At 72.2% G+C, this 24,626-nt stretch carries 25 protein-coding genes; 12 read left to right on the forward strand and 13 right to left on the reverse strand.

The window, feature by feature from the left end; all coding sequences use genetic code 11:
* Positions 1 to 69: 69 nt before the first annotated feature.
* The 8 genes from N6H00_RS35825 to N6H00_RS35860 form a co-directional block, all read right to left on the reverse strand.
* A complete protein-coding gene (locus N6H00_RS35825; protein ID WP_268976023.1) occupies positions 70 to 909 on the reverse strand; it encodes a putative hydro-lyase in 840 nt (279 codons plus the stop codon).
* Complete coding sequence (locus tag N6H00_RS35830) at positions 906 to 2,237, reverse strand: MFS transporter (protein ID WP_268976024.1); 1,332 nt, start codon at positions 2,235 to 2,237, stop codon at positions 906 to 908. The genes N6H00_RS35825 and N6H00_RS35830 overlap by 4 nt, the downstream gene beginning before the upstream one ends.
* Positions 2,238 to 2,415: 178 nt before the next feature.
* Positions 2,416 to 2,868: a VOC family protein gene (locus N6H00_RS35835; protein ID WP_268976025.1), complete on the reverse strand. Its 453-nt coding sequence runs from the start codon at positions 2,866 to 2,868 to the stop codon at positions 2,416 to 2,418.
* A 66-nt stretch (positions 2,869 to 2,934) separates the two neighbouring features.
* The gene (locus N6H00_RS35840) at positions 2,935 to 3,873 is read right to left on the reverse strand and encodes a biotin-dependent carboxyltransferase family protein (protein ID WP_268976026.1); all 939 of its coding nucleotides are present in this window, start codon (positions 3,871 to 3,873) and stop codon (positions 2,935 to 2,937) included.
* Positions 3,870 to 4,595, reverse strand: coding sequence for a 5-oxoprolinase subunit B family protein (locus N6H00_RS35845; protein ID WP_268976027.1), 726 nt, complete (start codon positions 4,593 to 4,595; stop codon positions 3,870 to 3,872). The genes N6H00_RS35840 and N6H00_RS35845 overlap by 4 nt, the downstream gene beginning before the upstream one ends.
* A complete protein-coding gene (locus N6H00_RS35850) occupies positions 4,592 to 5,410 on the reverse strand; it encodes a LamB/YcsF family protein (protein ID WP_268976028.1) in 819 nt (272 codons plus the stop codon). The genes N6H00_RS35845 and N6H00_RS35850 overlap by 4 nt, the downstream gene beginning before the upstream one ends.
* Complete coding sequence (locus tag N6H00_RS35855; protein WP_268976029.1) at positions 5,407 to 6,111, reverse strand: GntR family transcriptional regulator; 705 nt, start codon at positions 6,109 to 6,111, stop codon at positions 5,407 to 5,409. The genes N6H00_RS35850 and N6H00_RS35855 overlap by 4 nt, the downstream gene beginning before the upstream one ends.
* A 102-nt stretch (positions 6,112 to 6,213) precedes the next feature.
* Entirely contained in the window at positions 6,214 to 7,005 is a 792-nt protein-coding gene (locus tag N6H00_RS35860) for a class I SAM-dependent methyltransferase (protein WP_268976030.1), read from the reverse strand.
* A gap of 345 nt (positions 7,006 to 7,350) precedes the next feature.
* Between N6H00_RS35860 and N6H00_RS35865 the strand changes: the two genes are divergently transcribed.
* Positions 7,351 to 8,553, forward strand: coding sequence for a sensor histidine kinase (locus tag N6H00_RS35865; protein WP_268977246.1), 1,203 nt, complete (start codon positions 7,351 to 7,353; stop codon positions 8,551 to 8,553).
* A complete protein-coding gene (locus N6H00_RS35870; RefSeq protein ID WP_268976031.1) occupies positions 8,550 to 9,206 on the forward strand; it encodes a response regulator in 657 nt (218 codons plus the stop codon). Before N6H00_RS35865 ends, N6H00_RS35870 begins: the two co-directional genes overlap by 4 nt.
* A gap of 43 nt (positions 9,207 to 9,249) precedes the next feature.
* Here the strand turns inward: N6H00_RS35870 and N6H00_RS35875 are convergent, their stop codons facing one another.
* Positions 9,250 to 10,311 carry a mechanosensitive ion channel family protein gene (locus tag N6H00_RS35875; RefSeq protein WP_268976032.1) on the reverse strand — a complete coding sequence of 354 codons (1,062 nt, stop codon included), beginning with the start codon at positions 10,309 to 10,311 and terminating at the stop codon, positions 9,250 to 9,252.
* A 295-nt stretch (positions 10,312 to 10,606) separates the two neighbouring features.
* Here N6H00_RS35875 and N6H00_RS35880 point away from each other — a divergent pair, with 295 nt between their 5' ends.
* The 9 genes from N6H00_RS35880 (at position 10,607) to N6H00_RS35920 (ending at position 19,935) form a co-directional block, all read left to right on the forward strand.
* Positions 10,607 to 11,806, forward strand: a complete 1,200-nt coding sequence (locus N6H00_RS35880) for an MFS transporter (RefSeq protein WP_268976033.1) — start codon at positions 10,607 to 10,609, stop codon at positions 11,804 to 11,806.
* 118 nt (positions 11,807 to 11,924) lie between these two features.
* Positions 11,925 to 12,353, forward strand: a complete 429-nt coding sequence (locus N6H00_RS35885) for a spore-associated protein A (RefSeq protein ID WP_443073259.1) — start codon at positions 11,925 to 11,927, stop codon at positions 12,351 to 12,353.
* A gap of 172 nt (positions 12,354 to 12,525) precedes the next feature.
* Positions 12,526 to 13,362, forward strand: coding sequence for a hypothetical protein (locus N6H00_RS35890; RefSeq protein ID WP_268976035.1), 837 nt, complete (start codon positions 12,526 to 12,528; stop codon positions 13,360 to 13,362).
* Between the two features lie 187 nt (positions 13,363 to 13,549).
* Complete coding sequence (locus tag N6H00_RS35895) at positions 13,550 to 14,851, forward strand: PucR family transcriptional regulator (protein ID WP_268976036.1); 1,302 nt, start codon at positions 13,550 to 13,552, stop codon at positions 14,849 to 14,851.
* A 169-nt stretch (positions 14,852 to 15,020) separates the two neighbouring features.
* A complete protein-coding gene (locus N6H00_RS35900) occupies positions 15,021 to 15,185 on the forward strand; it encodes a hypothetical protein (RefSeq protein WP_268976037.1) in 165 nt (54 codons plus the stop codon).
* The gene (locus N6H00_RS35905) at positions 15,182 to 16,771 is read left to right on the forward strand and encodes a sodium/solute symporter (RefSeq protein WP_268976038.1); all 1,590 of its coding nucleotides are present in this window, start codon (positions 15,182 to 15,184) and stop codon (positions 16,769 to 16,771) included. The genes N6H00_RS35900 and N6H00_RS35905 overlap by 4 nt, the downstream gene beginning before the upstream one ends.
* Before the next feature lie 58 nt (positions 16,772 to 16,829).
* Positions 16,830 to 17,690, forward strand: coding sequence for a PTS sugar transporter subunit IIA (locus tag N6H00_RS35910; protein WP_268976039.1), 861 nt, complete (start codon positions 16,830 to 16,832; stop codon positions 17,688 to 17,690).
* Positions 17,691 to 17,712: 22 nt separating this feature from the next.
* Entirely contained in the window at positions 17,713 to 19,272 is a 1,560-nt protein-coding gene (locus N6H00_RS35915; RefSeq protein ID WP_268976040.1) for a PTS ascorbate transporter subunit IIC, read from the forward strand.
* Between the two features lie 180 nt (positions 19,273 to 19,452).
* Positions 19,453 to 19,935 carry a VOC family protein gene (locus N6H00_RS35920; protein WP_268976041.1) on the forward strand — a complete coding sequence of 161 codons (483 nt, stop codon included), beginning with the start codon at positions 19,453 to 19,455 and terminating at the stop codon, positions 19,933 to 19,935.
* A gap of 68 nt (positions 19,936 to 20,003) precedes the next feature.
* Here the strand turns inward: N6H00_RS35920 and N6H00_RS35925 are convergent, their stop codons facing one another.
* Positions 20,004 to 20,948 carry a serine/threonine dehydratase gene (locus tag N6H00_RS35925; protein WP_268977247.1) on the reverse strand — a complete coding sequence of 315 codons (945 nt, stop codon included), beginning with the start codon at positions 20,946 to 20,948 and terminating at the stop codon, positions 20,004 to 20,006.
* Between the two features lie 59 nt (positions 20,949 to 21,007).
* Between N6H00_RS35925 and N6H00_RS35930 the strand changes: the two genes are divergently transcribed.
* Positions 21,008 to 21,658 (forward strand): TetR/AcrR family transcriptional regulator, encoded by a 651-nt coding sequence (locus N6H00_RS35930; RefSeq protein ID WP_268976042.1) that lies wholly within the window; start codon positions 21,008 to 21,010, stop codon positions 21,656 to 21,658.
* A gap of 71 nt (positions 21,659 to 21,729) precedes the next feature.
* On the opposite strand, the gene htpG is transcribed toward N6H00_RS35930, so the two are convergent.
* The 3 genes from htpG to N6H00_RS35945 all read right to left on the reverse strand — a co-directional run bounded on the left by htpG (position 21,730) and on the right by N6H00_RS35945 (position 24,572).
* Positions 21,730 to 23,667 (reverse strand): molecular chaperone HtpG, encoded by a 1,938-nt coding sequence (gene htpG, locus N6H00_RS35935; protein ID WP_268976044.1) that lies wholly within the window; start codon positions 23,665 to 23,667, stop codon positions 21,730 to 21,732.
* Between the two features lie 158 nt (positions 23,668 to 23,825).
* On the reverse strand, positions 23,826 to 23,981 hold the full coding sequence (locus N6H00_RS35940) for a hypothetical protein (protein WP_268976046.1): 156 nt from the start codon (positions 23,979 to 23,981) through the stop codon (positions 23,826 to 23,828).
* Between the two features lie 144 nt (positions 23,982 to 24,125).
* Positions 24,126 to 24,572: a nitroreductase family deazaflavin-dependent oxidoreductase gene (locus N6H00_RS35945; protein ID WP_268976047.1), complete on the reverse strand. Its 447-nt coding sequence runs from the start codon at positions 24,570 to 24,572 to the stop codon at positions 24,126 to 24,128.
* Positions 24,573 to 24,626: the final 54 nt, after the last annotated feature.

Genomic DNA, 24,626 nt, shown 5'->3' on the forward strand with positions numbered 1-24,626 from the left:
ACCTCTTGGTGCTCCATGTATTCGTCTATCCACCACGCAACAGTACGTACGAAAAGTCTACGGCACTCACTAGCGGCGATTTCGTCCTCTGTGTTGCGATATGAAGTGTGTCACACAATCCTGTGGAACATCTATGGAGTGGTCGAACACCAACATATGCCCGGGGTAATGCGTCATCGAATAGTCGGCCGCCGCCGAGGGCAGCACCAGCTGCGGAGTGACTCCACAAGCCCAGAACACCGGGGTGTCGCCCGGCTCGATGACCGGCGGCGGCCCGAAGTCCGGCCGGCCGAGGTCGGTGATGCCGAGCTCCGCCGGATCCCCGATGTGCACCGGCGCGCCGTGCCCGGTCGGATAGCGCGAGGTGACCTCGACCGCCCGCGCGACCAGCGGACCGGGCACCGCCCGCATGCTGACGACCAGGGGGCCGGAGAGCCGGCCGGCCGGCTGGGTCGGCACATCGGTCACATAGACCGCGGGGGCCGCGGACGAGGCGGCGTACCGCACGGGGACCCCGGCCCGGCGCAGCGGCCCCTCGAAGGTGTGGCTGCACCCCAGCAGGAAGCCGACCGCGTCCTCGCGCCAGTACGCGGTGATGTCATGGGGCTCGTCGACCAGTTGGCCGCGCCGCCACACGCGGTAGCGGGGCAGATCGGTGCGCAGATCCGCCACGGTGTCCCCGAGGCGCACCACCGGATCGCCCGGTTCGGTGACCGCGAGGACCGGGCAGGGCGCCGGATTGCGGACACAGTAGAGCAGGAAGTCGAAGGCCAGGTCGTGGGGGACCACCACCAGATTGGCCTGCTGGTAGCCGTCCAGGATGCCTGCCGTGGGGCCGGTCCACTCGCCGCGCGCCGCGAGGTCGCGCAGCGCGGCGGCGGTGGACGGCACGGGGGTGCGCGAGGTCATGCCAGCGCCTCCCGGCTGGATTCCCTGACCGTGCGCAGGGTGAGCAGGGCGATCACCACGGCGCCCATCAGCAGGTAGCCGGGCGCCAGCAGGTTGCCGGTACCGTCGATCAGCCAGGTGGCCAGATAGGGGCTCAGCCCGCCGCCGAGGATGGTGCCGATGTTGAAGCTGAACGACAGCCCGGTGTAGCGCACTTCGGTGGGGAAGAGCTCGGCGTAGGTCGGGTACGTCACCGACTGGACGATCGGCATCGGCACCGCCAGGACGACCATGGCGAGGATGGCCAGCGGGAAGTTGCCGAGCCCCATCACCAGCATGGCGGGGATGACCAGGACGCCGTACCCGGCGAAGCCGAGGGTGATGACCTTCTTGCGGCCCAGGCGGTCGGAGAGTGCCCCGAAAAGGGGCATCAGACAGGCCACGAACAGCCCGATCCCGCCCATGATCCAGAAGGTGGAGGACTTGGGATAGCCCAGGTTGGAGGTGAGATAGATGTTCATGAAGATCAGGCCCACCCAGTAGCCGCAGTTGGACCCGGTGGCCAGCAGCGTCACCTTGAGCACCGGACCGCGATGGCGGGTCAGCACCTCGCGCAGCGGCGCCTTGGCCGTGGCGCGGTCCCGCTTCTTCTCCAGGAACGCCTCGGAGTCCGCCAGATGGCGGCGGGCCGCCAGCGCCACCAGGATCAGCGGGAACGACAGCAGGAACGGGATCCGCCAGCCGTACGCCTCCAGCTGACGCTCGCTCAGCACGGTCGAGACCACCCCCGCCACCAGCGCGGCCGCGCCACCGCCGAGGGCCACCCCGACCGGGGTGAACGCGCCGAAGAAGCCCCGCCGGCCGGGCGGCGCCGCCTCGGCGAGATAGGTGGCCGAACCGGTCACCTCCCCGCCCGCGAAGAACCCCTGGGCCAGGCGCACCAGCAGCAGCGCGAAGGGAGCGGCCACCCCGACGGTGTCGGCCGTCGGCAGCAGCCCGACGGCCATGGTGGCGGTGCCCATGCCCACCACGGTGAGGATCAGCACCGGCTTGCGGCCGACGCGGTCCCCGAGGCGGCCGAGGAGCACACCGCCCAGCGGCCGCATCAGGAAGGCGCTGCCGAAGACCGCCAGCGTGGCCAGCAGGGCGGCGGTGGGGTCGTCGCCGGGAAAGAAGTGCGGTCCGAGGACGACGGCCAGATAGCCGTAGACACCGAACTCGTAGTATTCGATGGCGGTTCCCGCCGCGGCGGCCAGCGCCGCCCTGCGGGGACGCGGGTCGTGCGCGGGCCGGTCCGGGTCCGCCGCGGCGGGCCCTGGGGTGTTCACTGACGTTGGTACGCTCGCCATGGAGCCCTCCGGGTCTGACCTGTCCTGTGGCTGGGATGTGATGGCAGACGGGTGATGCGCGTCCGCGTTGGCGCGCGGACGGATGGGTTCATCGCGCCGGGGGCCCGTGCGACGGTCATCCGCGGGACCAGTCCTCCTGCTGATGACCGTCGTCTGCCGGGCCGGCGCGGTGTTCGGCTCAGACCGCGAAGAGCTGCCCGAGGTCGGCGAACGCCTTGAACTCCAGGGCGTTTCCGGCGGGGTCGAGGAAGAACATCGTCCACTGCTCGCCCGGCTCGCCCTGGAAGCGGACGTACGGCTCGATGACGAAGTCGGTGCCCCGCGCCGTGAGCCGCTCCGCGAGCTCCTGGAACTCCGGCACCGGGAGCACCAGGCCGAAGTGCGGTACGGGCACCTGGTGACCGTCGACCGGGTTGGTCCCGGCGATACCGTCGCGCGGCGTCTTCGACGGGCCGTCGCCCACCTGGTGGGTGACCACCTGGTGGCCGCGGAAGTTCCAGTCGATCCACTTGGTGTCCGAGCGGCCCTCGGAGAAGCCGAGCACCTTGCCGTAGAACTCACGGGCGGCGTCGATGTCGTCGACGGGGATGGCCAGGTGGAACGGGACGAGGTCGGGGGACTGTGCGGTCATGGCGTATTTCCTTACGTGAGAGCGGAGTTGACATAGGTGTTGGGACAGATGGATGGGACAGATGGTTCAGGGGGACCGGCGCGGCGCGGCGGACGGCGCGGGCACCAGCCGCAGCTCGTCCCCGGGGACGGCCTGGCCGAGGAGATCGCAGTCGGCGTCCGTGAGCACACCGATGACGGGATAGCCGCCGGTGACCGGGTGGTCGGACAGGAAGACGATGGGCTCTCCGGAGGGCGGCACCTGGATGGCGCCGCGTACGGTCCCCTCACTGGCCAGATCGACCGAGCCGATCGACAGCGGCGGACCGGTCAGCCGCGCGCCCACCCGGTCGCACTGCGCGGAGACCCGCCAGGCGGTCGCGGTCAGCCGGTGCCGGTCGGCGGCGCTGAACAGATCGTGCCGCGGCCCCCACCGGAACCGGGCGGTCATCGAACCGCCGCCGGGCACCGGGCTGAACGCCAGCTCCAGCGGGACCGCGGGGACCGGACGCGCGGGGCCGACGCCGAGCACCGTCCCGGCGCGGACCGGTTCGGGGCCGAGCCCGGTGAGCGAGTCACGCGAGGCCGAGCCGAGCACCCGCTCCGCCTCGACGCCGCCGGAGACGGCCAGATAAGTCCGGCAGCCGGCCCAGGGACGGCCGATCGCCAGCCGGGCCCCGGCGGGCAGATGGACCAGGGCCGGTTCGCTCACCGGCACCCCGTCCACCGTGACCGGGGCGGGTGCGCCGGTGACCGCCACATAGCGGGACCGGGACAGCGTGACGGCCAGTCCGCCGAGCGTCGTCTCCAGGGCCGGGGTGTTCTCCGGGTTCCCCACCAGCCGGTTGGCGAGGGTGAAGCCGCGCCGGTCGGCCGGGCCCGCCGCGGGCACGCCCAGATGCGCCAGCCCCGGCCGGCCCAGATCCTGGACGCTGGTGCCCATGCCCGCGTCGGCCACGGTCAGCCGGGCGTCCGCACCGGCGTGACGCGCCGAGGCCCTGGGGCTCTCGATCGCGGCGGCCGTCATGAGCCGACCGCCCGGAAGACGACGCGGTCGCCGACCGAGAGCCGGTTGGGCGGTTCGGCGGTCACGTCCCACAACCGGGTCGTGGTGGTGCCGATCTGGTGCCAGCCGCCGGGAGTGCCCCCGGGGTAGACCACCGACTGGTTCCCGGCGATGGCCACCACCCCCGCGGGCACCCGGGCCCGGGGGCTGGTCAGCCGGGGCAGCCGCAGCGGCTCGGGCAGGCCGTCCAGATAGGCGAAGCCGGGTGCGAAACCGAAGAACGCCACCGTGTGTTCGGCCTCGGTGTGGAGCCGGGCGACCTCCTCGGGCGAGACCCCGGCGCGCTCGGCCACCGCCGCCAGATCCGGTCCGTCGTAGCGGACGGGAATCACCACCGTGCGCGGCGCGGCGGCGGACCCGGCCCGGCCGGGCCCTCCCGCGCCCTCGTCCAGCAGTGCGCGCAGCCGCGCCGCCAGCCGGTCCATCCCGGCCCCGTCCTCGGCCACCACCAGGACGGTCCTGGCGGCGGGGACGACCTCCCGCAGCTCCCGCGCCCAGCGCCGCTCCCGGATCGCGGTGGCCAGTTGGGCGGGGCGCAGCGCGCGGCAGTCGATCAGCCAGCCCCGGTCGCCGGCCCGGCGCAGCACCGCCCGGTCCGCGGCGGCCGAGGACGCCGGGGCTGCCGTGGTCGCCGGGGCCGTCATGGCCGCCGTTGACGCGGCCGCCGTCGATATGTCCGTCATGGGCGCACCGTGGCCTCGGCCAGGTCCCGGCTCCCGGCGGACGGCGCGCACGGCACACCGACCTCGATACCGGCGGAGGCCAGCCCCGCGCGCACCGCCGCGGCGATGGCCACCGCCCCGGGGGTGTCGCTGTGCACGCACACCGCCGCCACCGCCCCGCCGTCCGGGGCGATCCGCACCGTACGGCCGGTCACCGAGGTCACCGTCCCCGACTCGGCCATGCGCACCGCGCGCCGGGCCGCCTCCTCGGGATCGGTGATCAGCGCACCCGGCTGCGAGCGCGCCACCAGCAGCCCCTCGTCCGTGTAGCCGCGGTCCGCGAACCCTTCGGCCAGCGGGCACAGCCCCGCCTGGACGGCTCGTGACCAGACCTCCGTACGGGGCTGGCACAGCAGCGGCAGGCTCCGGTCGTACCGGGCCACCGCCTCGACCAGGGCGGCCGCGTGGCCACCGTGGTGCGCCGCGGTGTTGTAGAGCGCGCCATGGGCCTTCACATAGCTGACCCGGCTCCCGGCCAGCCGGGCGAACACCTCCAACGCGCCCATCTGGTACAGCAGTTCATTGACCAGGGTGGCCGGTGGTACGTCGATGAAGCGCCGGCCGAAGCCCGCCAGATCCCGGTAGGAGACCTGGGCGCCGATCGCCACACCGCGCGCCGCGCTCGCCTCACAGGTGCGCCGCAGGATGTCGGGGTCGCCCGCGTGGAAGCCGCAGGCCACGTTGGCGGCCGTGACCTGGTCGAGCAGGGGACCCTCGTCGGCCGGGCCCCACGCCCCGAACCCCTCGCCCACATCGCTGTTGATGGCCACGCTCATCGCGCCGACTCCGCCCAGTACGCCCGGATGGTGTCGGTGCTGTTCTCCCACGCGGCGTGCAGCCCCCGCTGACCGCCGTCGATATGCGCCATGATCTGCCGGGCCAGCTCCTCGGCGTCACCGTCGGCCAGCGCGCCGACCATCGCCGAGTGCTCGCACTGCACCCGCTCGTACGCCGAGGTGCCGTGCACATAGAACCGTGAGTACGGCTCCAGCCGGTGGTACATCTGCGCGATGATCTCGTACCGCATGGGCAGCCGGGCGAGCCGGTACATGTCGAGATGGAAGGCGAGATTCGTCCGGGACCAGGAATCCGCGCCGACGTCCTGGACGCGGTCCATATGCGCGACCATCTTCTCGAATCTGCTGATGTCGCGTCGGGAAACCCGCTCGGTGACATGCTCGGCGAAACTCGGCTCGATCAGCCGCCGGAGATTGTAGATTTCATCGATCTCATCCAGGTCCAGCTGGGTCACAAAGGTGCCCTGACCGGGCTTGGTGACCAGCAGCCCCTCGCTGCTGAGGGTCCGGATGGCCTCACGGAGCGGAATGCGGCTCACACCGAAACGGTCCGCGAGTTCTTCCTGGATAAGACGGTGGCCCGGCGGATAAACGCCGCTGACAATCAGCCTGCGCAGCTCATCGGTGAGCGTGCCGGCGCCCCCGGCACCGCCGTGCGGACCTCGATCATCTCGACTCATATACCGTGTATACAGTGCATCCACGGGAGGGGACAAGGGATGTCGGCAGAGGAAACCGGAGATTTACCCGGACGAGACACGGGCCCTCGGCCGCCAGACGGCTCAGGGCGTCTGTCCGGCCTCCCGGTGGGTGACCCGGATCTTGGACTGACCGTGCGGCAGCTCCTCCCAGTCCGTCATGAACCGGGCCGACAGCCCGTGCTTCTCCGCCAGGGCGATGAGCGTCTCGGTGCGGTAGTAGAAGTCCTCCCGCAGCACCTGGTGTTCCACGCCCTCGGTGCGGTCGAAGGTGAAGTCGAACCAGCCGCCCGGCGCCATGACGCGCCCGACATGGGCCAGGCACTCCTCGATGACCGGCAGCGGCGAGTGCGAGAAGACGCTGTGCGCGTGCACCACGTCGAAGTGGGCGTCGGGCAGGAACCGCAGCGTCAGGTCGCGGACCGGGGTGAGGGTGGGGAGGCGGTTCTGGAGCCCCTGGCGCACCAGCGTGTCCTGCGCGGCCGCGAGGATCTCGGGCGAGATGTCGATGCCGTAGTAGTGACCCGGCTCCAGATGGCTGATGAACCGCCAGCCCGCGCGCAGATTGCCGCAGCCGATCTCCAGCATCCGGTGTTCCGGCCGCAGACCGTGGCCGAGGAGATAGTCGAACTGCATCGCGCCCAGCGCCAGCCACCGCTCATGGGTGCGGCTGCCGACCGCCGCCTCCGGGCTGGTGCGGGTGTCGGACCGCATCACCGCGCGGTAGTAGGAGACGTGGTCCGGGTAGCGGTAACGCAGCCAGGCGTCCCGGGTGGCACGGACCAGGTGGCGCGGTACGCGGTGCGGATGGCGCAGCGCGTAGGAGACACGGTGACCGAGGGCGGAGCGGTTGGCGGTGAGGTTCTTGGCGGGCATGCGGACTCATTTCGTACTCGGGGTGCGGACGCGGCGGGCCTATGGGTTCCCGCATCGCTGATGTCGCTACCAGCCTCTGCGCCGTGGCGGTGGCGGGGATCCCCGGACCGGCCCCGGTCCTGGCGCGGTCCGGGGGATCCGCGTATCAACCGATCGGATGATGCGGCGCCCGGTCCGGCCCGTTAGGACTGAAGAGAACCGGAGAGCAGGGGAGGGATCGGGGTGCGGTCGGCGGTCAGGGCGGTCGGAGCGGTCGGGGCGGTCGGACGGCCCGGATGGGCGCCGTGGTCGGCGTGGTCCGGACGGTCCGGGACCGACGGGCCGGACGACCCGGACGAGCGGTGGCTGACGGCGGTCCTGCACATCGCGTTCTTCCTGCTGCTGGGCTCCTCGCTGGTGCGCTATCTGATCCGGGACACCGGCGACGCGCCGAACCTCTGGGTCATCGCGCTCTTCGTGGCCTTCGGCGTGCTCTACCTGCCCGGCCGGTGGCCGGCGCCCGCGGCCGGCCCCGGCGGCCGGCCCTCCGGCCGGTACCTGGTCTGGCTGGCGGCGGTGCTGGCCGCATGGGTCGCGCTGCTGGTCCTCGCGCCGAGCGCGGCCTGGTGCGCCATGCCGCTGTTCTTCACCGGTCTGCACACCCTGCCCACCCGGTTCGCGGTACCCCTGGCCGCCGTGCTCACCGCGCTGGTCGTCGCCTCCAAACTGCGGTTCATGCACGACGGCTTCGACCCCAACGCGCTGATCGCGCCGCCCGCCATCGCCGCCGTGGCCGCCGCCGTCCTCATCCACCTGCGGCGCCAGTCGGCCCGGCAGCGGGTGCTGATCGACGACCTGGTCCGCACCCGCCGCGATCTGGCCGCGACCGAGCGGCGGGCGGGCATCCTGGCCGAGCGCCAGCGGCTGTCCTCGGAGATCCATGACACCCTCGCCCAGGGCCTGTCCAGCCAGCGGATGCTGTTGCAGGCCGCCGACCGCACCTGGGAGACGGACCCGCGGGCGGCCCGGGGCCATATGCGGGACGCGGCGGAGATCGTGTCCCGCAGCCTGGCCGAGGCCCGCCGGTTCGTCCAGGACCTCGCCCCGGCCGACCTCGCCGAGCGCTCCCTGGCCCAGGCGCTCGGCGCGCTCGCCGAGCGGGAGAGCGCCACGGGGCCGGCGGTGGACTTCCGGCTCGACGGCCCGCCCGGCCCGCTGCCCGAGCGGGTGGCGGCGGCGCTGCTGCGCATCGCCCAGGGCGCGCTGGCCAATGTGCGGGAGCACGCCGGGGCGAGCCGGGCCGCGCTCACCCTGACCTGCATGGGCGACCAGATCTGTCTGGACATCGCCGACGACGGCCGTGGTTTCGACACCGACGCCGTCCCGGCCCCCGGAACGGACCGGTCGCGTGGACACGGGCTGCCGGCCATGCGGGCCCGGGTACGGCAGCTGGGCGGCACGCTCACCGTGGAATCCGCACCCGGGGAGGGGACGGTCGTCTCGGCCGCCATCCCCCTGGAGCCCCACCCCGCCCCCGTCCCCGACCGCCCCCTGGAGGCCACACCATGAGCCGGACCCCCGCGGTCCCCTCCGCCCCCGCCGTACGGCTGCTGCTCTGCGACGACCACGCCGTGGTGCGGGCAGGGCTGCGTGCGCTGCTGGCCAGCACCGAGGGCATCGAAGTGGTCGGCGAGGCGGGCAGCGGCGAGGAGGCCCTCGCCATGGCCGCCCGGCTCCGGCCCGATGTGGTGCTGATGGATCTCCAGCTCGGGGCGGGCATGGACGGGGTGACCGCCACCCGGCGGCTGGTCTCCGGCGAGCCGCCCGCGCCCCGCGTCCTGGTGCTCACCATGTTCGACACCGACGCCGACATCACCCGTGCCATCGAGGCCGGGGCCACCGGCTATCTGCTCAAGGCCGAGCGGCCCGAGGAGCTGTTCGCGGCGATCCGGAACGCCGCCTCCGGCCGTACCGCGCTGTCGGCCCCGGTCGCCGACCGGGTGCTGGCCCGGATGCGCAGCCCGCGGCCCGGACTGTCCGAGCGGGAGCGCGACATCCTCCGGCAGCTGGCCCGTGGCCTGGGCAACCGGGACATCGCGCGGGCGCTGTTCATCAGCGAGGCCACGGTCAAGACCCATCTGGGGCGGATCTACGGGAAATTGGGGGTCGAGACCAGGGCCGGGGCGGTGGCGGTGGCCACCGAGCGGCGGCTGCTGCCCTGAGGCGTGTGAGGCTGCTGCGAGCCGCGTGAGGGCGGGAGGCGGGTCAGATCACCGGCCGGCCCGGCAGCGGCGGCCGGTCCTGGTCCGGCAGGACGAGCGTACGGGTGGGCAGCGGGATCTCGATGTCCTCGGCCCGGAACCGGCGGTGCAGCTCCTTCATGAACTCGTGCTTGATGAGGTACTGGTCGCTGAACTCCAGGGCCCGCAGAAACACCGAGAAGTCGATGCCGGACTCTCCGAAGGTGTGGAAGCGCACGCTCGCCTCGTGGTCGACGACCCCGCCCTCGACGGCGGACATCACCTTCCCGGCCACCTCGATGGTCACCCGCTCGACGTGGTCCAGATCGCTTCCGTAGCCGACCCTGCCCTGCACCATGACCGACATCTGCTGCTCGGGCTGGTGAAAGTTGGTCATGATGGTGTTGCCGAGCTTGGCGTTCGGGATGATGACGAGGTTGTCCGACAGCTGTCGTACCGCCGTGTTGCGCCAGTTGATGTCGACCACGTACCCCTCCTCCCCGCTGCTGAGCCGGATGTAGTGGCCGGGCTGCACCGTCTTGGAGGCGAGGATGTGCACGCCCGCGAAGAGATTGGCCAGGGTGTCCTGGAGGGCCAGGGCGACCGCCAGACCGCCCACGCCCAGCGCGGTGAGCAGGGGCGCGATCGAGACGCCCAGCGTCTCCAGCAGGATCAGCACACCCATCGCCAGCACGGCGATCCGTGTGATGTTGACGAAGATGGTGGCCGTTCCCGCCACCCCGGAGCGGGACAGCGCCAGCGAGCGCACCAGATCGGCCACCACCCGCGCCGCCGTGACCGTGGTGACCAGGATCAGCACCGCCACCAGCACCTGATCGACGTCGTGTCCGACCGTGGGGGTCAGCGGCAGCGCGGCGGCCGCGGCGGCGACACCGGCGGCCATCGCCGCCCACGGCGCCAGTGAGCGCAGCGTGTCCACGATGATGTCGTCGCCGCTCCACCGGGTGGACCGGGCCCGTTCGCCCAGCCAGCGCAAGCCCAGGCGCAGCAGCACACCCGCCGCCGCGCCGCAGACCAGCGCCGCCCCGACGACGATGACGTCATGCACGGTGAGTGCCCGGTTCATCGGCCACCGCCCGGTATGCCGGAAAGCGTGTCAGAACCGGCCGTGCGGACCGCCGTCGTCGGTGCGGCCTCCGGTCTGGAATTCCGTTGGGTCACGTTGTTGTCACCTGCTCGTGCCTGGGTTGTACGGGCGGCACCGGGGCACATGTGTACGGCTCCGGCGCAAGGAGCCATCCTGCCGCATGCGGTGACGGCCCCACGACGGGATGCGCCGGCACCGCACGTAACCCGCCAGGGGGCGTGGCGGCGCGTCATCCGGGTTGACGCACATCCGTTTTATGGTGGAATCGGGCCGCATGGACATGCGCCGTAACGACGTGGACCGGGGATGGCCGTTCCTCGTGGCCGCCTACGCCTTCGTGGTCACGATGTGCGGTACGACCCTGCCCACCCCGCTGTACTCCCTCTACCAGCGGCAGTTCGGCTTCTCGTCGCTCATGGTCACGGTGATCTTCGCCGTCTACGCGGTGGGGGTCATCGCCGCGCTGCTGCTGTTCGGCCATGTGTCCGACTTCATCGGGCGCCGGCCCGTCCTGCTGGCCGCGCTGGTGCTGTCGGGCCTGAGCGCGGTGTGCTTCCTCCTCGCCGGCGGGCTGCCCCAGCTGTTCACCGGCCGCGTCCTGTCAGGGCTGTCCGCGGGCCTGGCCACCGGCACCGGCACCGTGACGGTGATCGAGCTGGCGCCGCCGCGCCGGCGCCGTGCCGCCACCTTCGTCGCGACCGCCGCCAACCTGGGCGGCCTCGGCGTCGGCCCGCTGCTGGCGGGCGTGCCGGCGCAGTACGCCCCGGCGCCGCTGCGCCTGGTGTTCGTGGTGGACCTGGCGCTGGTGGCGGTGGCCGCCGCCGGGGTGCTCGCCCTCCCGGAGACCGTACGGAGACGGGGGCGCCCGCCGCTGCGGCCGCAGCGGATGCGGGTGCCCAAGGAGATGCGCTCGACGTTCGCCGCCGCGGCCATGGCGGGGTTCGCGGGCTTCGCCACGCTGGGCCTGTTCACCTCGGTCTCGCCGACGTTCCTGAGCGAGGTGGAGGGGGAGCGCAATCTCGCGGTCGCCGGTGCCGTGGCGTTCTCCGTGTTCGCCGCCTCGATCGGCGGGCAGGCGCTGGGCCGGCGGCTGGGCCCGGACCGGTCGCTGCCCGGGGGATGCGCGGTGCTGGTGGCCGGTATGGCGACCATCGCCGCCTCGCTGGCCATCGCGTCGCTGGCGCTGCTGGTGCTGGGGGCCGTGGTCGCGGGGACGGGCCAGGGACTGTCGTTCCACGCGGCCGTACGGGTGGTGACCGAGCACAGCCCGGCCGACCGGCGCGCCGAGGTCACCTCCGCCCTGTTCGTCCTGATGTACCTGGCGCTCTCGATTCCGGTGATCGGCGTGGGGGCGCTGTCGGTCGCGGTCGGACTGCGGTCCGCGGGGCTGATCTTCACCGGCTGTGTGGCCCTGTTGGCCGTGGCCACGCTGCTGCGGCTGCGGCTGCGCCCGGCCGGGTCGCCCGGCCGCTGAGGCGACGCCCGATCCCGTACAACCATCCACGATCCCCGCATGTCTCCCTAGGCAGACGCAAACAGCGCCTACACCCATGAAGAACCATTAAGGGGGACAAATGAATCTTTCTCGCCGTATGGCGGCCGCCGCGGTCCTCGCCACCGCCGTCGCGGGCACCGTGGCCCTCACGCCGCAGGCGTCGGCCGCCGCCACGGCCGCGTACAACGGGGTCTGCGGCAGCGGGTACAAGGTGGTGAACTCGGCGCCCATCGGCTCCAAGGGCACCGTCTTCCTCACCTACAACTCCGCCAAGGGCAAGAACTGCGTGGTCACCGTCCGGAACACCACGGGCAAGGCGGTTCCGATGTTCGCCTACCTGTATGTGCAGGGCGCCGACGAGTCGGCCGAGGACGGCGGCGCGTACACCTCGTACGCGGGGCCCGTGTACGGCGACGGGCGCGGCAAGTGCGTGGACTGGGCCGGGGGCATCGACAACCAGTCCACCTGGACCTACGGATCGAACTGCGCGGCCCTGAAGGCGCACCGCGTGACCAAGGGCTGGTAAGACGGCGACGGGGGAGCGGCGGCCACCTCTCGGGGCGGCCGCCGCGGTCGTGTCCGGTGGACTCCAGCGCTCGGTGGCTGACCCTCGGTGAGGTCGGTGGCGTGCGTGGACGACCACCGAGATGTCGTCGCCGTCGAACACCGTATCCCCGGGGCCCCGGTACGGTGGCCGCATGCCCGGTGTCCGCGACTACCCCCATCGCCTCAAACGCCCGCTCCGCGATGTGCAGGCGCTGGTGTCGAGCGAGGGCGGAGTGCGGCCGTACGCCCTCGCCTCCGCCGACGTCGAACCCCTGCCGCACGACGCGGACCCCGCCGCCGTCTTCGTCAACGACGTACCGGACGCCGAACTGCCGCCCCGGTTCGGCGCGGCCTTCGGCGAGGGGGTGCTGGCGAAGCTGGCGGAGTGGTCATGGCGTGGCGTCCCCGCGTACGCGGTGCGGGTGCGGCTGCGCGACGCGCGCTGGCGTGAGGGGGAGTCCACCGAGGCGGGTTTCGCCTGGGCGGGGCGCCGGGCCGCCCTCGAACTGGACCGCTGCTTCCACGCGCGGGTCCGTCCTCGCCCCTACCTCCTCCACTGGCCCCCGCCGCGCACCACCGCCCACCGGGCGCCCGAGCACGACGTGCCCCTGGCCCGGCCGGTGGCGGCCCGCGGCACCTTCCGCGACATCCACGTCCGCATGGCGACCGTGGGCGGCTGCGGTGGGTACGCCGTGGCCACCGCCGACTTCGAACCGCCGGCCGCCGGCTCCGGGGTGCTCTTCGAGTTCGTCTCGGCGCTGGACGAGGACCGCCTTCCGCATGAGCTCGCCGACGCCTTCGAGCGCGGTGTCCACGAGACGCTGTGCGCGTTCGGGACGCGCCGGATGCCCACGGTCGCCTTCCGGGTCCGGCTCCGCGACGCGCGGTGGAGCGAGACCGACTCCGGCCCGACCACCTTCGCCCAGGCCGGCCGCAGGGCGGCCACGGAGGCGCTGCGCCGCCACGACGCGCTGGAAGCGGACCGATGACGCCCCCGCACCCGGGGCCGCGGCCGCGCGCCGTCCCGCGCCGGGCGGACAGCGGAATTCGCGGAAGCCACCGACCCATCGGTATGTCGATGGTGCAATAGCGGGGCAGGTTTGGGTATCGCGCCCGGCCGTGGCCTCACGCCGGGGCGTCGGACCGCGCCGTGCCCGTCAAAGGTGGAGGAATGTCATGCACTCAGTCACCGGCTCCCGCGCTTTTGTCCCCGCCCCGGGCCGCCCCGCCCCCCGCCTGTCCGCCGACCGGGTCCGCACGGCGCCCCGGATGCCCGCCGCCCGCCCGCCGGTCCGGTCGCGGGCCGACGCCGAGACCGTGGCGCTGCTGCACCGCACCGCCCGGGTACTCCTGGCGGACGTACCACGGCTGACGGACCGTATCGTCGCGCTGATGAAGGAGCGGGAGCCCGCCTACCGGTCCCCCTCCCTCGATCCGCGCGAGGTGTGGCGCGAGGTCCACGACTCGCTCAGCAACAATGTGCGCTCCCTGGTGCACCCCAAGGAGACCCGTGAATCGGCCAGGTCCTGCTCCTGGCGGATTGGCACCGACCGTGCCGCCCAGGGCTTTCCGCTGGACGCGCTGCTGCACGCGTACCGCATCGGCTGCACCGTCGTGTGGGAGCAGCTCCTGGAGACCGCCTCGAAGGAGGACCCGCTCGGCGCCCGGTCGCTGGTCCATGTCGCCGCCGACGTGTGGAACTTCGTCGACGAGCACTGCACCCTCGTCGCCAAGGCGTACCAGGAGGTCGAGCGGCAGCTCGCCTGGCACCGGGAGAACCGCTACCGGATCCTCGTCGCGGCCCTGCTCGACGGCACCGCCCGGGTCGGCGACTTCCCCGAGGCGGAGGAGGTCCTGGGCCTGCCCGAACAGGGGCGTTACGCGGTCGTGGCCGTCAAGGACGCCGACGCCGCGCCCCGGGCGCCGCACCCGGCGAAGGTGCGCGGCGGACTCCGTACGGTCTGGCACACGGCCGAGGCCACCGCCCACGCCATCGTGCTGCTCGGCGACGCCGGCACCGAGCAGCTGGTGCGCGACCTGGTGGTGCCGCCCGGCGGACGGGCCGGGGTCAGCCCCGCCGTGACCGGTCTCGCCGCGGTGAACACGGCCCGCCGGCTCGCCGATACGGCGCTGCGCACCCGACCCGCCGCCGGGGAGGCGGCGCTGCTGGACGAGCGCTATCCGGAGGCGCTGGTGGTGTCCGCCCCGGACCTCGGCTCCGCGCTCGCCGACCGGATGCTCGGACCGGTCCTGGCGCTGGAACCCGCCGACCGGGACCTGCTGCTGACCACCCTGGACGCCTGGCTGGAGGCCGGCGGATCGGCGCGCCGCGCCGGTGAGCTGCTGTTCTGCCACCGCAATACGGTGCTCAACCGGCTGCGCCGCTACGAGCAGCTGACCGGGCGTGCACTGGACCATCCGCGCGAGGTCATGGAGTTGTCGCTGGCGCTGTCCGCGCACCGGCTGCTGGCGTCCTAGGAGCACCCGCCCGGCCTTGAGCGGATGTGGGCGTGCACAACGGTCCCCGGCCGGCCGTGTGCGCCCGGCACACGGTCCGCCGGTTGGGCTGTGCGCGACCGTGCCGGCCTGCTGTCGTGGCGGTCCCGTCCCGGCGACAGGGGACGGAACCCGCGCAAGGAGCCGCGACATGTCCGATCACGACCACCCCTGGGGCCCGCCCGCCGGGGCCCGTCCCGGCCGCCGCACCACGGCGGCGCCGCCCCGCCCCACGGCGCCGCCTTCGCCGGTGCGGCGCGCACCGTGGCGGGGGTCCCACCGCCGGTCCACCGCCTCGGGGGAGGGGGAGCGGTGAGCTCCGTCGACCCCAGAACGCTCGCGTTCGTGCTCTTCGCGGGCTTCACGGCCGTCTCGTTCCTGCTCTGCATCCTCGCCGCCACCGGCCATGACGACCCCACCGAGTTCTACCTCGGCACCGGCACGCTCAGCCCGATGCAGAACGGCCTGGCCATCGCGGGCGACTACATCTCCGCCGCCACCGTGCTCAGCACCACCGGCACCATCGCCATGGCGGGGTTCGACGGGGTGCTCATCGCCTCGTCCACCGTGCTCTCCCTCCTGCTGTTCATGCTGGTCCTGGCCGGACCGCTGTGCGGACGGGGGCAGTTCACCCTCGGCGACGTCCTCTCCGAGCGGCTGGGGGCACACTCCGTCCGCACCGGCACCGCCGTCGTGGTGCTGGCGGTCACCATGCCGCTGCTGCTGGTCCAGCTCAACGGCGCCGGGGCCATGATGGCGCTGCTGCTCGGCATCCCCGGAAGCGGCGCGGTCACCGGCTGCACCGTCTTCATCGGCTCGCTCATGGTCTGCTACGCCGCCCTCGGCGGGATGAAGGGCACCGGCTTCATCCAGATCCTCAAGACGGTGCTGCTGTTCGCCGCGTTCGTCCTGCTCGCCTGTCTGGTGCTGCGGCGCTTCTCCTGGAACCCGGCCACCCTCTTCGACGCCGCGGCCGACGCCGGCGGCCACGGCGGCGGCTTCTGGCGGTCCGGCGGCCAGTACGGCGACTCCCTCAGCGGCCGGCTGGAGATCATCAGCGTCCAGCTCACCCTCGTCCTCGGCGCGGCCTGCATGCCCCACCTCACCATGCGGCTCCATCCGATCCGCGGGGTGCGGGCCGCTCGCGCCGCCACCGCCTGGGCGGTGGGCGCGGTCACCACCATCCTCGGACTGATCGTGATCGCGGGTGCCGGAGCCACCGCGATCGTCGGCGCCCGCGCCCTGCGCGCCTCCGACCCCACCGGCAGCGACGCGCTGCTGCTGCTGACCCTCGCCCTGGACCCGGCCGCCCAGTCGGCCCACCGCAGCCTGCTCTTCTCCGTCGTGGCCTGCGCGGTCGTCGCCACCACCCTCGCCGCGGTCGCCGGACTCACCCTGGCCGCCGCGGCCTCCCTCGCCCATGACGTCCTGGCCAAGGCCGTCTTCAAGGGCGGGCTCTCGGCCAACCGGGAGCTGGCCGCCGCCCGTGCGGCGATCGTGGCCGTGGGCGTCGTGGCCGTTGTCCTCGCCATCGCGACCCAGCACTGGAACCGGCACGTCCTGATCTCCTTCACCTTCGCGGCCGCCGCCTCGGCCCTGCTGCCGGTCGTGCTCTACGGCACCCTGTGGCGCGGCTTCACGGTGCGCGGCCTGCGCTGGGCGCTGTACGGGGGGCTGGTTCTCACCGCCCTCGCCATGGCCTTCTCCCCGGCGATCTCCGGCGACCCCCTCGCGGTCTTCCCCGAGCGCGACTTCCACTGGTTCCCGCTCCGCAACCCGGGCCTGATCACCATCCCCGCCGGCTTTCTGCTCGGCCGGCTCGGCTCCCGTACCGGACGGCGGACACGGCACTCCCCGGACCCCGCGCGGGGCGACGCGCCCCACGCGGTGCACACTGGCTGACGCGACGGGAGCCCCCCGGGGGCTGTGTGACAGAGCCATGTCAGGCAAGATGACCCGCATGAAAGACCTGCAAGACCTGCTTCCCGCCGAGGCCGTCCGGCTCGACGTCCGGGCGGCCGACTGGCGTGAGGCGATAACCGTCGCCGGGCGTCTCATGGTGGAGACGGGCGTCACCACCGATGAGTACACCCGCGAGATGGTCGCCAACGTCGAGGAGAACGGGCCGTACATCGTCATCGCGCCGGGGCTGGCCTTCGCCCACTCCCGGCCGTCCCCGGCGGTGCTCGCCACCGGGATGTCCTGGGTCCGGCTCGCCGAGCCCGTGGCATTCGGCCACGAGTCCAACGACCCCGTCACCCTGGTCGTCGCCCTCGCCGCCCAGGACTCCGCCGCGCACACCTCCGCGATGGCCGGCCTGGCCCGGCTCCTGGGCGATCCCGCCACCGCGGCCGCCCTCGCCGCCGCGCCCACCCCGGAGGCGCTGCGCGCCGCCCTCGCCGGGGAGCGGACGCCGGACGGCTCCGAGACGACCGAGCAGCCCGTCACCACCGAGCAGCCCGCCGCCACCGGGGCGTCCGCCACCGGGGCGTCCGCCGCGCCCGAGCCGTCCGCCGCCGGGCCCCGCGCGGCCTCGCTGCACAAGATCCTCACCGTCTGCGGCAACGGCGTGGGCACCAGCCTGTTCCTCAAGAACACCCTGGAGCAGGTGCTGGACCGCTGGGGCTGGTCGCGGTTCGTCACCGTGGAGGCCACCGACACCATCTCCGCGAAGGGCAAGGCATCCGAGGCCGTGGCCCTGTTCACCTCCCGTGAGATCGCCAGGACGCTGGGGGATGTGGGACGGCCGGTGAAGGTCGTCCAGGACTTCACCAGCACCGCCGAGGTGGACGCGGTGCTCCGGGACACGTACGACGTCTGACGACGGGGACGAAGGAATCACCATGGGCCGGCTTGTCACCCCCGCCACGTTTCTCGTCAACGAGATTCTGAGCGAACCCGCGTATCTGATCGGCATCATCACCGCCGTCGGACTCATCGCGATGAAGAAGAGCGCCGGGCAGATCATCGGCGGCGCCATCAAGGCGACACTCGGTTTTCTGCTGATCGGCGCGGGAGCGGGGCTGGTCACCGACTCCCTCGCACCACTGGGCACCATGATCCAGGGCGTCACCGGCGCCCACGGGGTCATCCCCACCAACGAGGCCATCGTCGGCATCGCCCAGGACCAGTTCGGCTCACGGGTCGCCTGGCTGATGATCCTGGGCTTCGTGGTCAGCCTGCTGTTGGCCCGGTTCACCCCGCTGCGCTATGTCTTCCTGACCGGACACCACATGCTCTTCATGGCCACGCTGCTGACCGTGGTGCTGGCGGACGGCGGCCGCTCCACCGTCGCCGTGGTGGCCACCGGCGGTGTGCTGCTGGGCATCATGCTGGTCGCGATGCCCGCCTTCGCCCACCCCTGGACCAAGCGCGTCACCGGCAGTGACACCGTCGCCATCGGCCACTTCGGCACGGCCGGCTACATCGTGGCGGGGGCGGCCGGAAAGGTGGTCGGCAAGCGCAGCCGCTCCACCGAGGAGATGAAGCTCCCCGAGGGGCTGCGTTTCCTGCGCGACTCGATGGTGGCCACCGCCCTGTCGATGCTGCTGATCTACCTGGTGCTGGCGGTCCTCTATCTCGTCAAGGAGGGGCAGCGGACCGCCTTCAAGGCGTTCGCCGCGGGCACCGGCGGGGTGGCCACCGGCACCGGGAACTATCTGATGCAGTCCGTGATGCAGGGACTCCAGTTCGGCATCGCCGTCGCGGTGATCCTCTTCGGTGTCCGGACGATCCTCGGTGAGCTCGTCCCCGCCTTCCAGGGCATCGCCCGGAAGGTCGTCCCCGGCGCCCTGCCCGCGCTGGACGCGCCCATCGTCTTCCCGTACGCGCAGAACGCGGTGCTGATCGGCTTCATCGCCAGCTTCACCGGCGGACTGATCGGCCTGGCCCTGCTCACCTGGGTCTTCAACCCCGCCTTCGGCCTCGCCCTGGTGCTGCCCGGCCTGGTGCCGCACTTCTTCACCGGCGGCGCGGCCGGGGTCTACGGCAACGCGACCGGCGGCCGGCGCGGCGCGGTCGTGGGGGCGTTCCTCAACGGGCTGCTCATCACCTTCCTCCCCGCCCTGCTGCTCGAGGTGCTCGGTGCGTTCGGCGACCAGAACACCACCTTCGGCGACGCCGACTTCGGCTGGTTCGGCGCGCTCATCGGCAACGCCGGCAAGGCCGGTGGCGCGGCCGGCCTCGTCGTCGTCCTGCTGCTCGGCCTCGCGGTCCTCGGGGCCGCGATCTGGGTGCAGAAGCGGGTGGTCGAGACCGGCTGGGACCCGGGCGCGGCGCGCGACGCCCTGATGCCGCGCGAGAGCGCGGCGGCGCCCGCCGGGGCCGGATCCGGCAGCGCCCCGGCCGCCTACGCCAAGATCCCGCCACCCGCGGGCGCCCCCGCGCCCCCGCCCGCCCCCTGACCCACCGCGTCGCCCCGGTGGCCCCGTCCGGAGACCGGAGCCGGGGCCACCGGGCCGGGCGGGAGACCCGGCCCGGCCTGGGCGGACCGGGCCGCCCGACATCGGCCGGCCCGGGACCGATGAGTTCTCGGCGCGGGAGCGGTCGGTATGGGTAAACGCTCCCCAGCGCAGGAGGTACCGATGGCCGGCGACGGATTCACCACATGCCTGTGGTTCGACGGCCGGGCCGAGGAGGCGGCGCAGCACTACGTGTCGATCTTCAAGAACTCCAGGCTCGGACGGATCGCCCGCTACACCGGGGTCGAGCCCGGCGGCCCGGCGGGGTCCGTGATGACCGTCGAGTTCGAGGCGAACGGGCAGAAGTTCGTGGGCCTCAACGGCGGGCCGCAGTTCACCTTCAGCGAGGCCATCTCCTTCCAGGTCCACTGCGCCGACCAGGACGAGGTGGACTACTACTGGAGCAGGCTCTCCGAGGGCGGCGAGGAGGGGCCCTGTGGCTGGGTGAAGGACAGGTTCGGGGTCTCCTGGCAGGTCGGCCCCGCCGAGTTCATCGACATGGTGAGCGGTCCCGACCCGGAGAAGACCAAGCGGGCCACCGAGGCGATGATGGCGATGGGCAAGCTCGACATCGCCGCGCTGCGGACGGCGTACGAGGGCGGGTAGCCGGCCGGGGCGGGTCCCGTGCGGCAGCCTGTCCGGATGCCGTACGGGGACCGCCCGCCGATGTGCCGCTACCGGCCGTGGGCCAGGTCCCCGGGGTCGGTGTTGGCCCCGCAGAGGACCACGGCGACCTTCTCCGCGGGGCCCGGCCGGTGCGCCCCGGAGGTGATGGCCGCGAGCGCGGTGGCCGCGGCGTGTTCCACCGCGATCCTGCGCTCGTCCCACAGGGCCTGCCGCGCCGCGACGATCGCCTCGTCGGACACCAGGACCGACCGCACCCCGTCCCTGCGGGCCCACTCCAGTGCCGTCGAGGACACCTGGCGCGCCCCCAGCGAGTCCGCCGCCACCGAGTCCACCGGGACGTCGACCACCGCGTCCGCCTCCAGCGCGGCGTTCAGGGCACGGCTGCCGCGCGGCTCCACGGCGACGACCCCGACGCCGCGCTCCAGGGCGGACGCCGCGACACCGGAGAACAGCCCTCCGCCCCCGACCGCCACCACCACCGTGTCCAGATCCGGCCGGACCGCGAGGATCTCCTCCATGAGGGTGCCCGCCCCGGCCGCGATCAGCGGGTGGTCATACGCGTGCGACCGCAGGGCACCGGTCTCGGCGGCGTACTTCTCCGAGGCCGCCAGCGCGTCGGCGTACTCGGTGCCCACCTGACGCACATCGGCCCCGAGCCGGCGCAGCCGCTCGACCTTGACGGCGGGCGCGGTCTCGGGCACGAACACCGTGGCGCGCGCGGAGTGCCGTGCCGCCGCCCAGGCACACGCCAGCCCGGCGTTCCCGCCGGAGGCGATCACCACCCCCGCGTCCGGCATGGCGCCCGCCGCGACATGGCTGCTGATGAAGTTGTACGCGCCGCGCGCCTTGAAGGAGCCGGTGTGCTGGAGGTACTCCAGGGCCAGCCAGCCCTCCGCCGCGCCCCATGTGCCCGGGTCCACCGGCGCGAGCGCCACCGGCCGGACCTGCCCCGCGACCCGCTCGGCCGCCTTCTGTACGTCGCGATAAGTCATCACGGATACACGGTAACAACGGCCAGATACACTGTAACAACCACTGGTACGCTGCGTAGGTGAGAAGCAAGCGCACGGAAGCCGATCAACCCTCCCTGGACGCCATCGCCGAGGCGGCCCTGTCGATCGTCGACCAGGAGGGCCCGGAGGCGCTGAGCTTCCGCAGGGTGGCCCAGAGCCTCGGCGTCTCGCATGCCACGGTCTTCCGCCGCTGCGGCGACTTCGACGGTCTGCTCACCGCGTGCGCCGACCATGTGGCCGGGCGGGTGCCGCTGGTGGCGCCGGACACCGACTGGGCGGCGGCCACCGAGGCCCGTTTCACCGGGTTCTACCAGGTGCTCATCGAGCACCCCGGACTGGTGGCGCTGCGCGCGGGCCGCTCCTGGTTCGGCCCCCATCTGCTCAGCCGGCTCGTCGAGCCGCAGCTGGCGCACAGCGTCGCCGCCGGAATGACACCGAAGGCGGCGATCGAGGTCTACCGGCGGCTGTATCTGCTGACCCTCGGCGCCGTGGCCTTCGTCGACCACCGGGACCAGAAGCGGGCGAGGGCGTCCGCGCGCACCGCGCTGGCCGTGCTGGACCCCGAGGACTTCCCCGTCCTCACCGGGCACCTCGACACCGTGCTGCCCGCGCTGACCGACCACGAGGTCTACTACGGCGCGCTGCGCCAGCTGATCGACGCCTCCGTGCCGGCCTGCCGGGGACGGTGACCGACGCCGGGCGGGCCGGAAACGGCGGGGCGGGCCCACCCCGGGCCCGCCCCGCTTGCGTTCCGCTGTGACTACAGCGTCTGCTGCACCCGCTCGGCCACCAGCTTGATGAAGCGCGACGGATCGCTCAGCTCACCGCCCTCGGCGAGCAGCGCCATGCTGTGGAGCAGCTCGGCCGTCTCCGCGAGACCGCTGTCGTCCTTGCGCTCGGCATGGGCCGCGCGCAACCCGCTGACCAGCGGATGGCTGGGGTTCAGCTCCAGGATGCGCTTGACCTCGGGCAGGCTCTGGCCCATGGAGCGGTAGATGTTCGCCAGGGCCGGGGTGACATCGAAGGTGTCGCCCACGATGCATGCCGGGGAGGTGGTCAGCCGGGAGGACAGCCGTACCTCCTTGACCTGCTCGCTCAGCGTCGTCGTCATCCAGGAGAGCAGATCGGCGAAGTCCTTCTGCCGCTGTTCCCGCTCGGCCTCCGCCGCCTCGTCCTTCTCGTCCTCGGAGTCGAGGTCGACCTGGCCCTTGGCGATGGAACGCAGCTGCTTGCCGTCGAACTCCGGCACGGCGTCGACCCACAGCTCGTCGATGGGGTCGGTGAGGACGAGCACCTCGTAGCCCTTTTCCCGGAACGCCTCCATATGGGGCGAGCTCTCCACGATCGACCGGGACTCGCCCGTCATGTAGTAGATGTGCTCCTGCCCGTCCTTCATGCGCTCGGTGTAACCGCGCAGCGTGGTCGGCTGCTCCGCGTCCTGGGTCGAGGCGAACGAACACACCTCGAGGATCGCCTCGCGGTTCTCCAGGTCGCTGAGGAGACCTTCCTTGAGAACGCGGCCGAATTCCTTCCAGAAGGTCGCGTACCGCTCGGCGTCGGAGGACATGATGTCCTTCACCGTCGAGAGCACCTTCTTCACCAGACGCCGCCGCATCAGCTGGATCTGGCGGTCCTGCTGAAGGGTTTCCCGCGAGACGTTCAGCGAGAGGTCCGCCGCGTCCACCACACCCTTGACGAAGCGGAGGTACTCCGGCATCAGCGCTTCGCAGTCGTCCATGATGAAGACGCGCTTGACATAGAGCTGCACACCCCGCTTGCGGTCCTGCATGTACAGGTCCTGCGGTGCGCGGGCCGGGATGAAGAGCAGCGACTGGTATTCGAAGGTGCCCTCCGCCTGCATGCGGATGGTCTCGAGCGGGTTGTTCCAGTCGTGGCTGATGTGCTTGTAGAACTCGTGGTACTCGTCGTCGGTGACCTCGTCCTTGGGACGGGCCCACAGCGCCTTCATCGAGTTGACGGTCTCGAGCTCGGGCGCCTTCTGCTCGCTCTGCTCCGACTCGTCCGTCCCGGCCGGGGGCTGGGCGGCGGCCATCCTGATGGGCCAGGTGATGAAGTCCGAGTGCTGCTTGATGATTTCCCGGATCTTCCAGGGCGAGGCGTAGTCGTAGAGGTGGTCCTCGGTGTCCTCCGGCTTGAGCTTCAGCGTGACGGAGGTGCCCTGGGGGGCGTCGTCGACCGGTTCGATCGTGTAGGTGCCCTGGCCGTCGGACACCCAGCGGGTGCCCTGCTTCTCCCCGGCGTGCCGGGTCAGCAGCGTGACCTCGTCGGCCACCATGAAGCTGGCGTAGAAGCCCACCCCGAACTGCCCGATGAGGTCCGCCGAGGCGGCCGCGTCCTTCGACTCCCGCAGCTCCTTGAGGAACTTGGCGGTGCCGGAGTTCGCGATGGTGCCGATGAGCTCCACGACTCCGTCGTGCGACATGCCGATGCCATTGTCGCGGACGGTCAGGGTGCGCGACTCCTTGTCGATCTCGATGGCGATGTGGAGATCAGAGGTGTCCGCCTGGAGGTTTTGGTCGCGGAGCGATTCGAGGCGCAGTCTGTCCAGCGCGTCGGAAGCGTTGGAGATGAGCTCGCGCAGGAAGACGTCCTTGTTCGAGTAGATCGAATGGATCATCAACTGCAGAAGCTGTCGCGCCTCGACCTGAAACTCGAAAGTCTCGACCCCTGTAGTCAATTGTTTCCCCTCGTGAGATAAGTGTCGACGCCATCAAGCACGGTGCGTCATCAGCAGCTTATCGAAGGTGAGGGGTGCCGAGCGGCCTTCCGGGCAGATCACGGACGGCCGCTCGGGCGGCGAGACGGTACGGCGCGCGACGACGGGGCCGGGCCGGGTCAGTCGCCGGGGCGGACCGTCCTGAAGTCCAGGGCCTCGGCGGCCTCGCGCTGGATTTCCTCGGCCGCCTCCCGGGTCTCGGCGGGAACATCACCCTGCTCCGCCACGAGGCTGTCGTAGATCGGCGCGAAGCCGGCTTTGTCTGTCGCGGTCATGGTGGCGCACTTCCTTGTTACGGATTCCGGGTCACGCTCCCGGCTACCCGATCCATCAAACAGGCATGCTCCGGTGCGTGTCACACGGGGGTCCGCGGAAACCCCACCGGGCCCGGCGCGGTGGGCCGCGCCGGGTTGCCCAGGTCAGTGCCCGTCGGCCGCCGGCTCCAGGACGAAGACCGGGATCCTTCGGTCGGTCTTCGTCTGGTACTCGGCGTAGTCCGGGTACGCCTCGACCGCGCGCTCCCACCACAGGGCCCTCTCCTCGCCCGTGACCTCGCGCGCCGTCATGTCCTGCCGCACCGGGCCGTCCCGCAGCTCGACCCGGGGGTCGGCCCGCACGTTGTAGTACCAGACCGGGTGCTTGGGGGAGCCGCCCAGCGAGGCGACGACGGCGTAGGTGCCGTGGTGCTCCACCCGCATCAGCGGGGTCTTGCGGAGCTTTCCGCTCTTGGCGCCCCGTGTGGTCAGGACGACCACGGGCCTGCCCCGCAAGGTCGTTCCCTCGGTGCCACCGGAACTCTCGATCAGCTCGACCTGATCGCGTACGAACTTCTCCGGGCTCGGCTCGTACTCACCCTGAAGCGGCATGTGCCCGTCCCCTTGTCCCTTGTGTGAAGGCTCACCTGACGTGCCCCCGTGCTC

The sequence above is a fragment of the Streptomyces sp. S465 genome (assembly GCF_026898115.1).
Lineage (GTDB): Bacteria > Actinomycetota > Actinomycetes > Streptomycetales > Streptomycetaceae > Streptomyces > Streptomyces luomodiensis.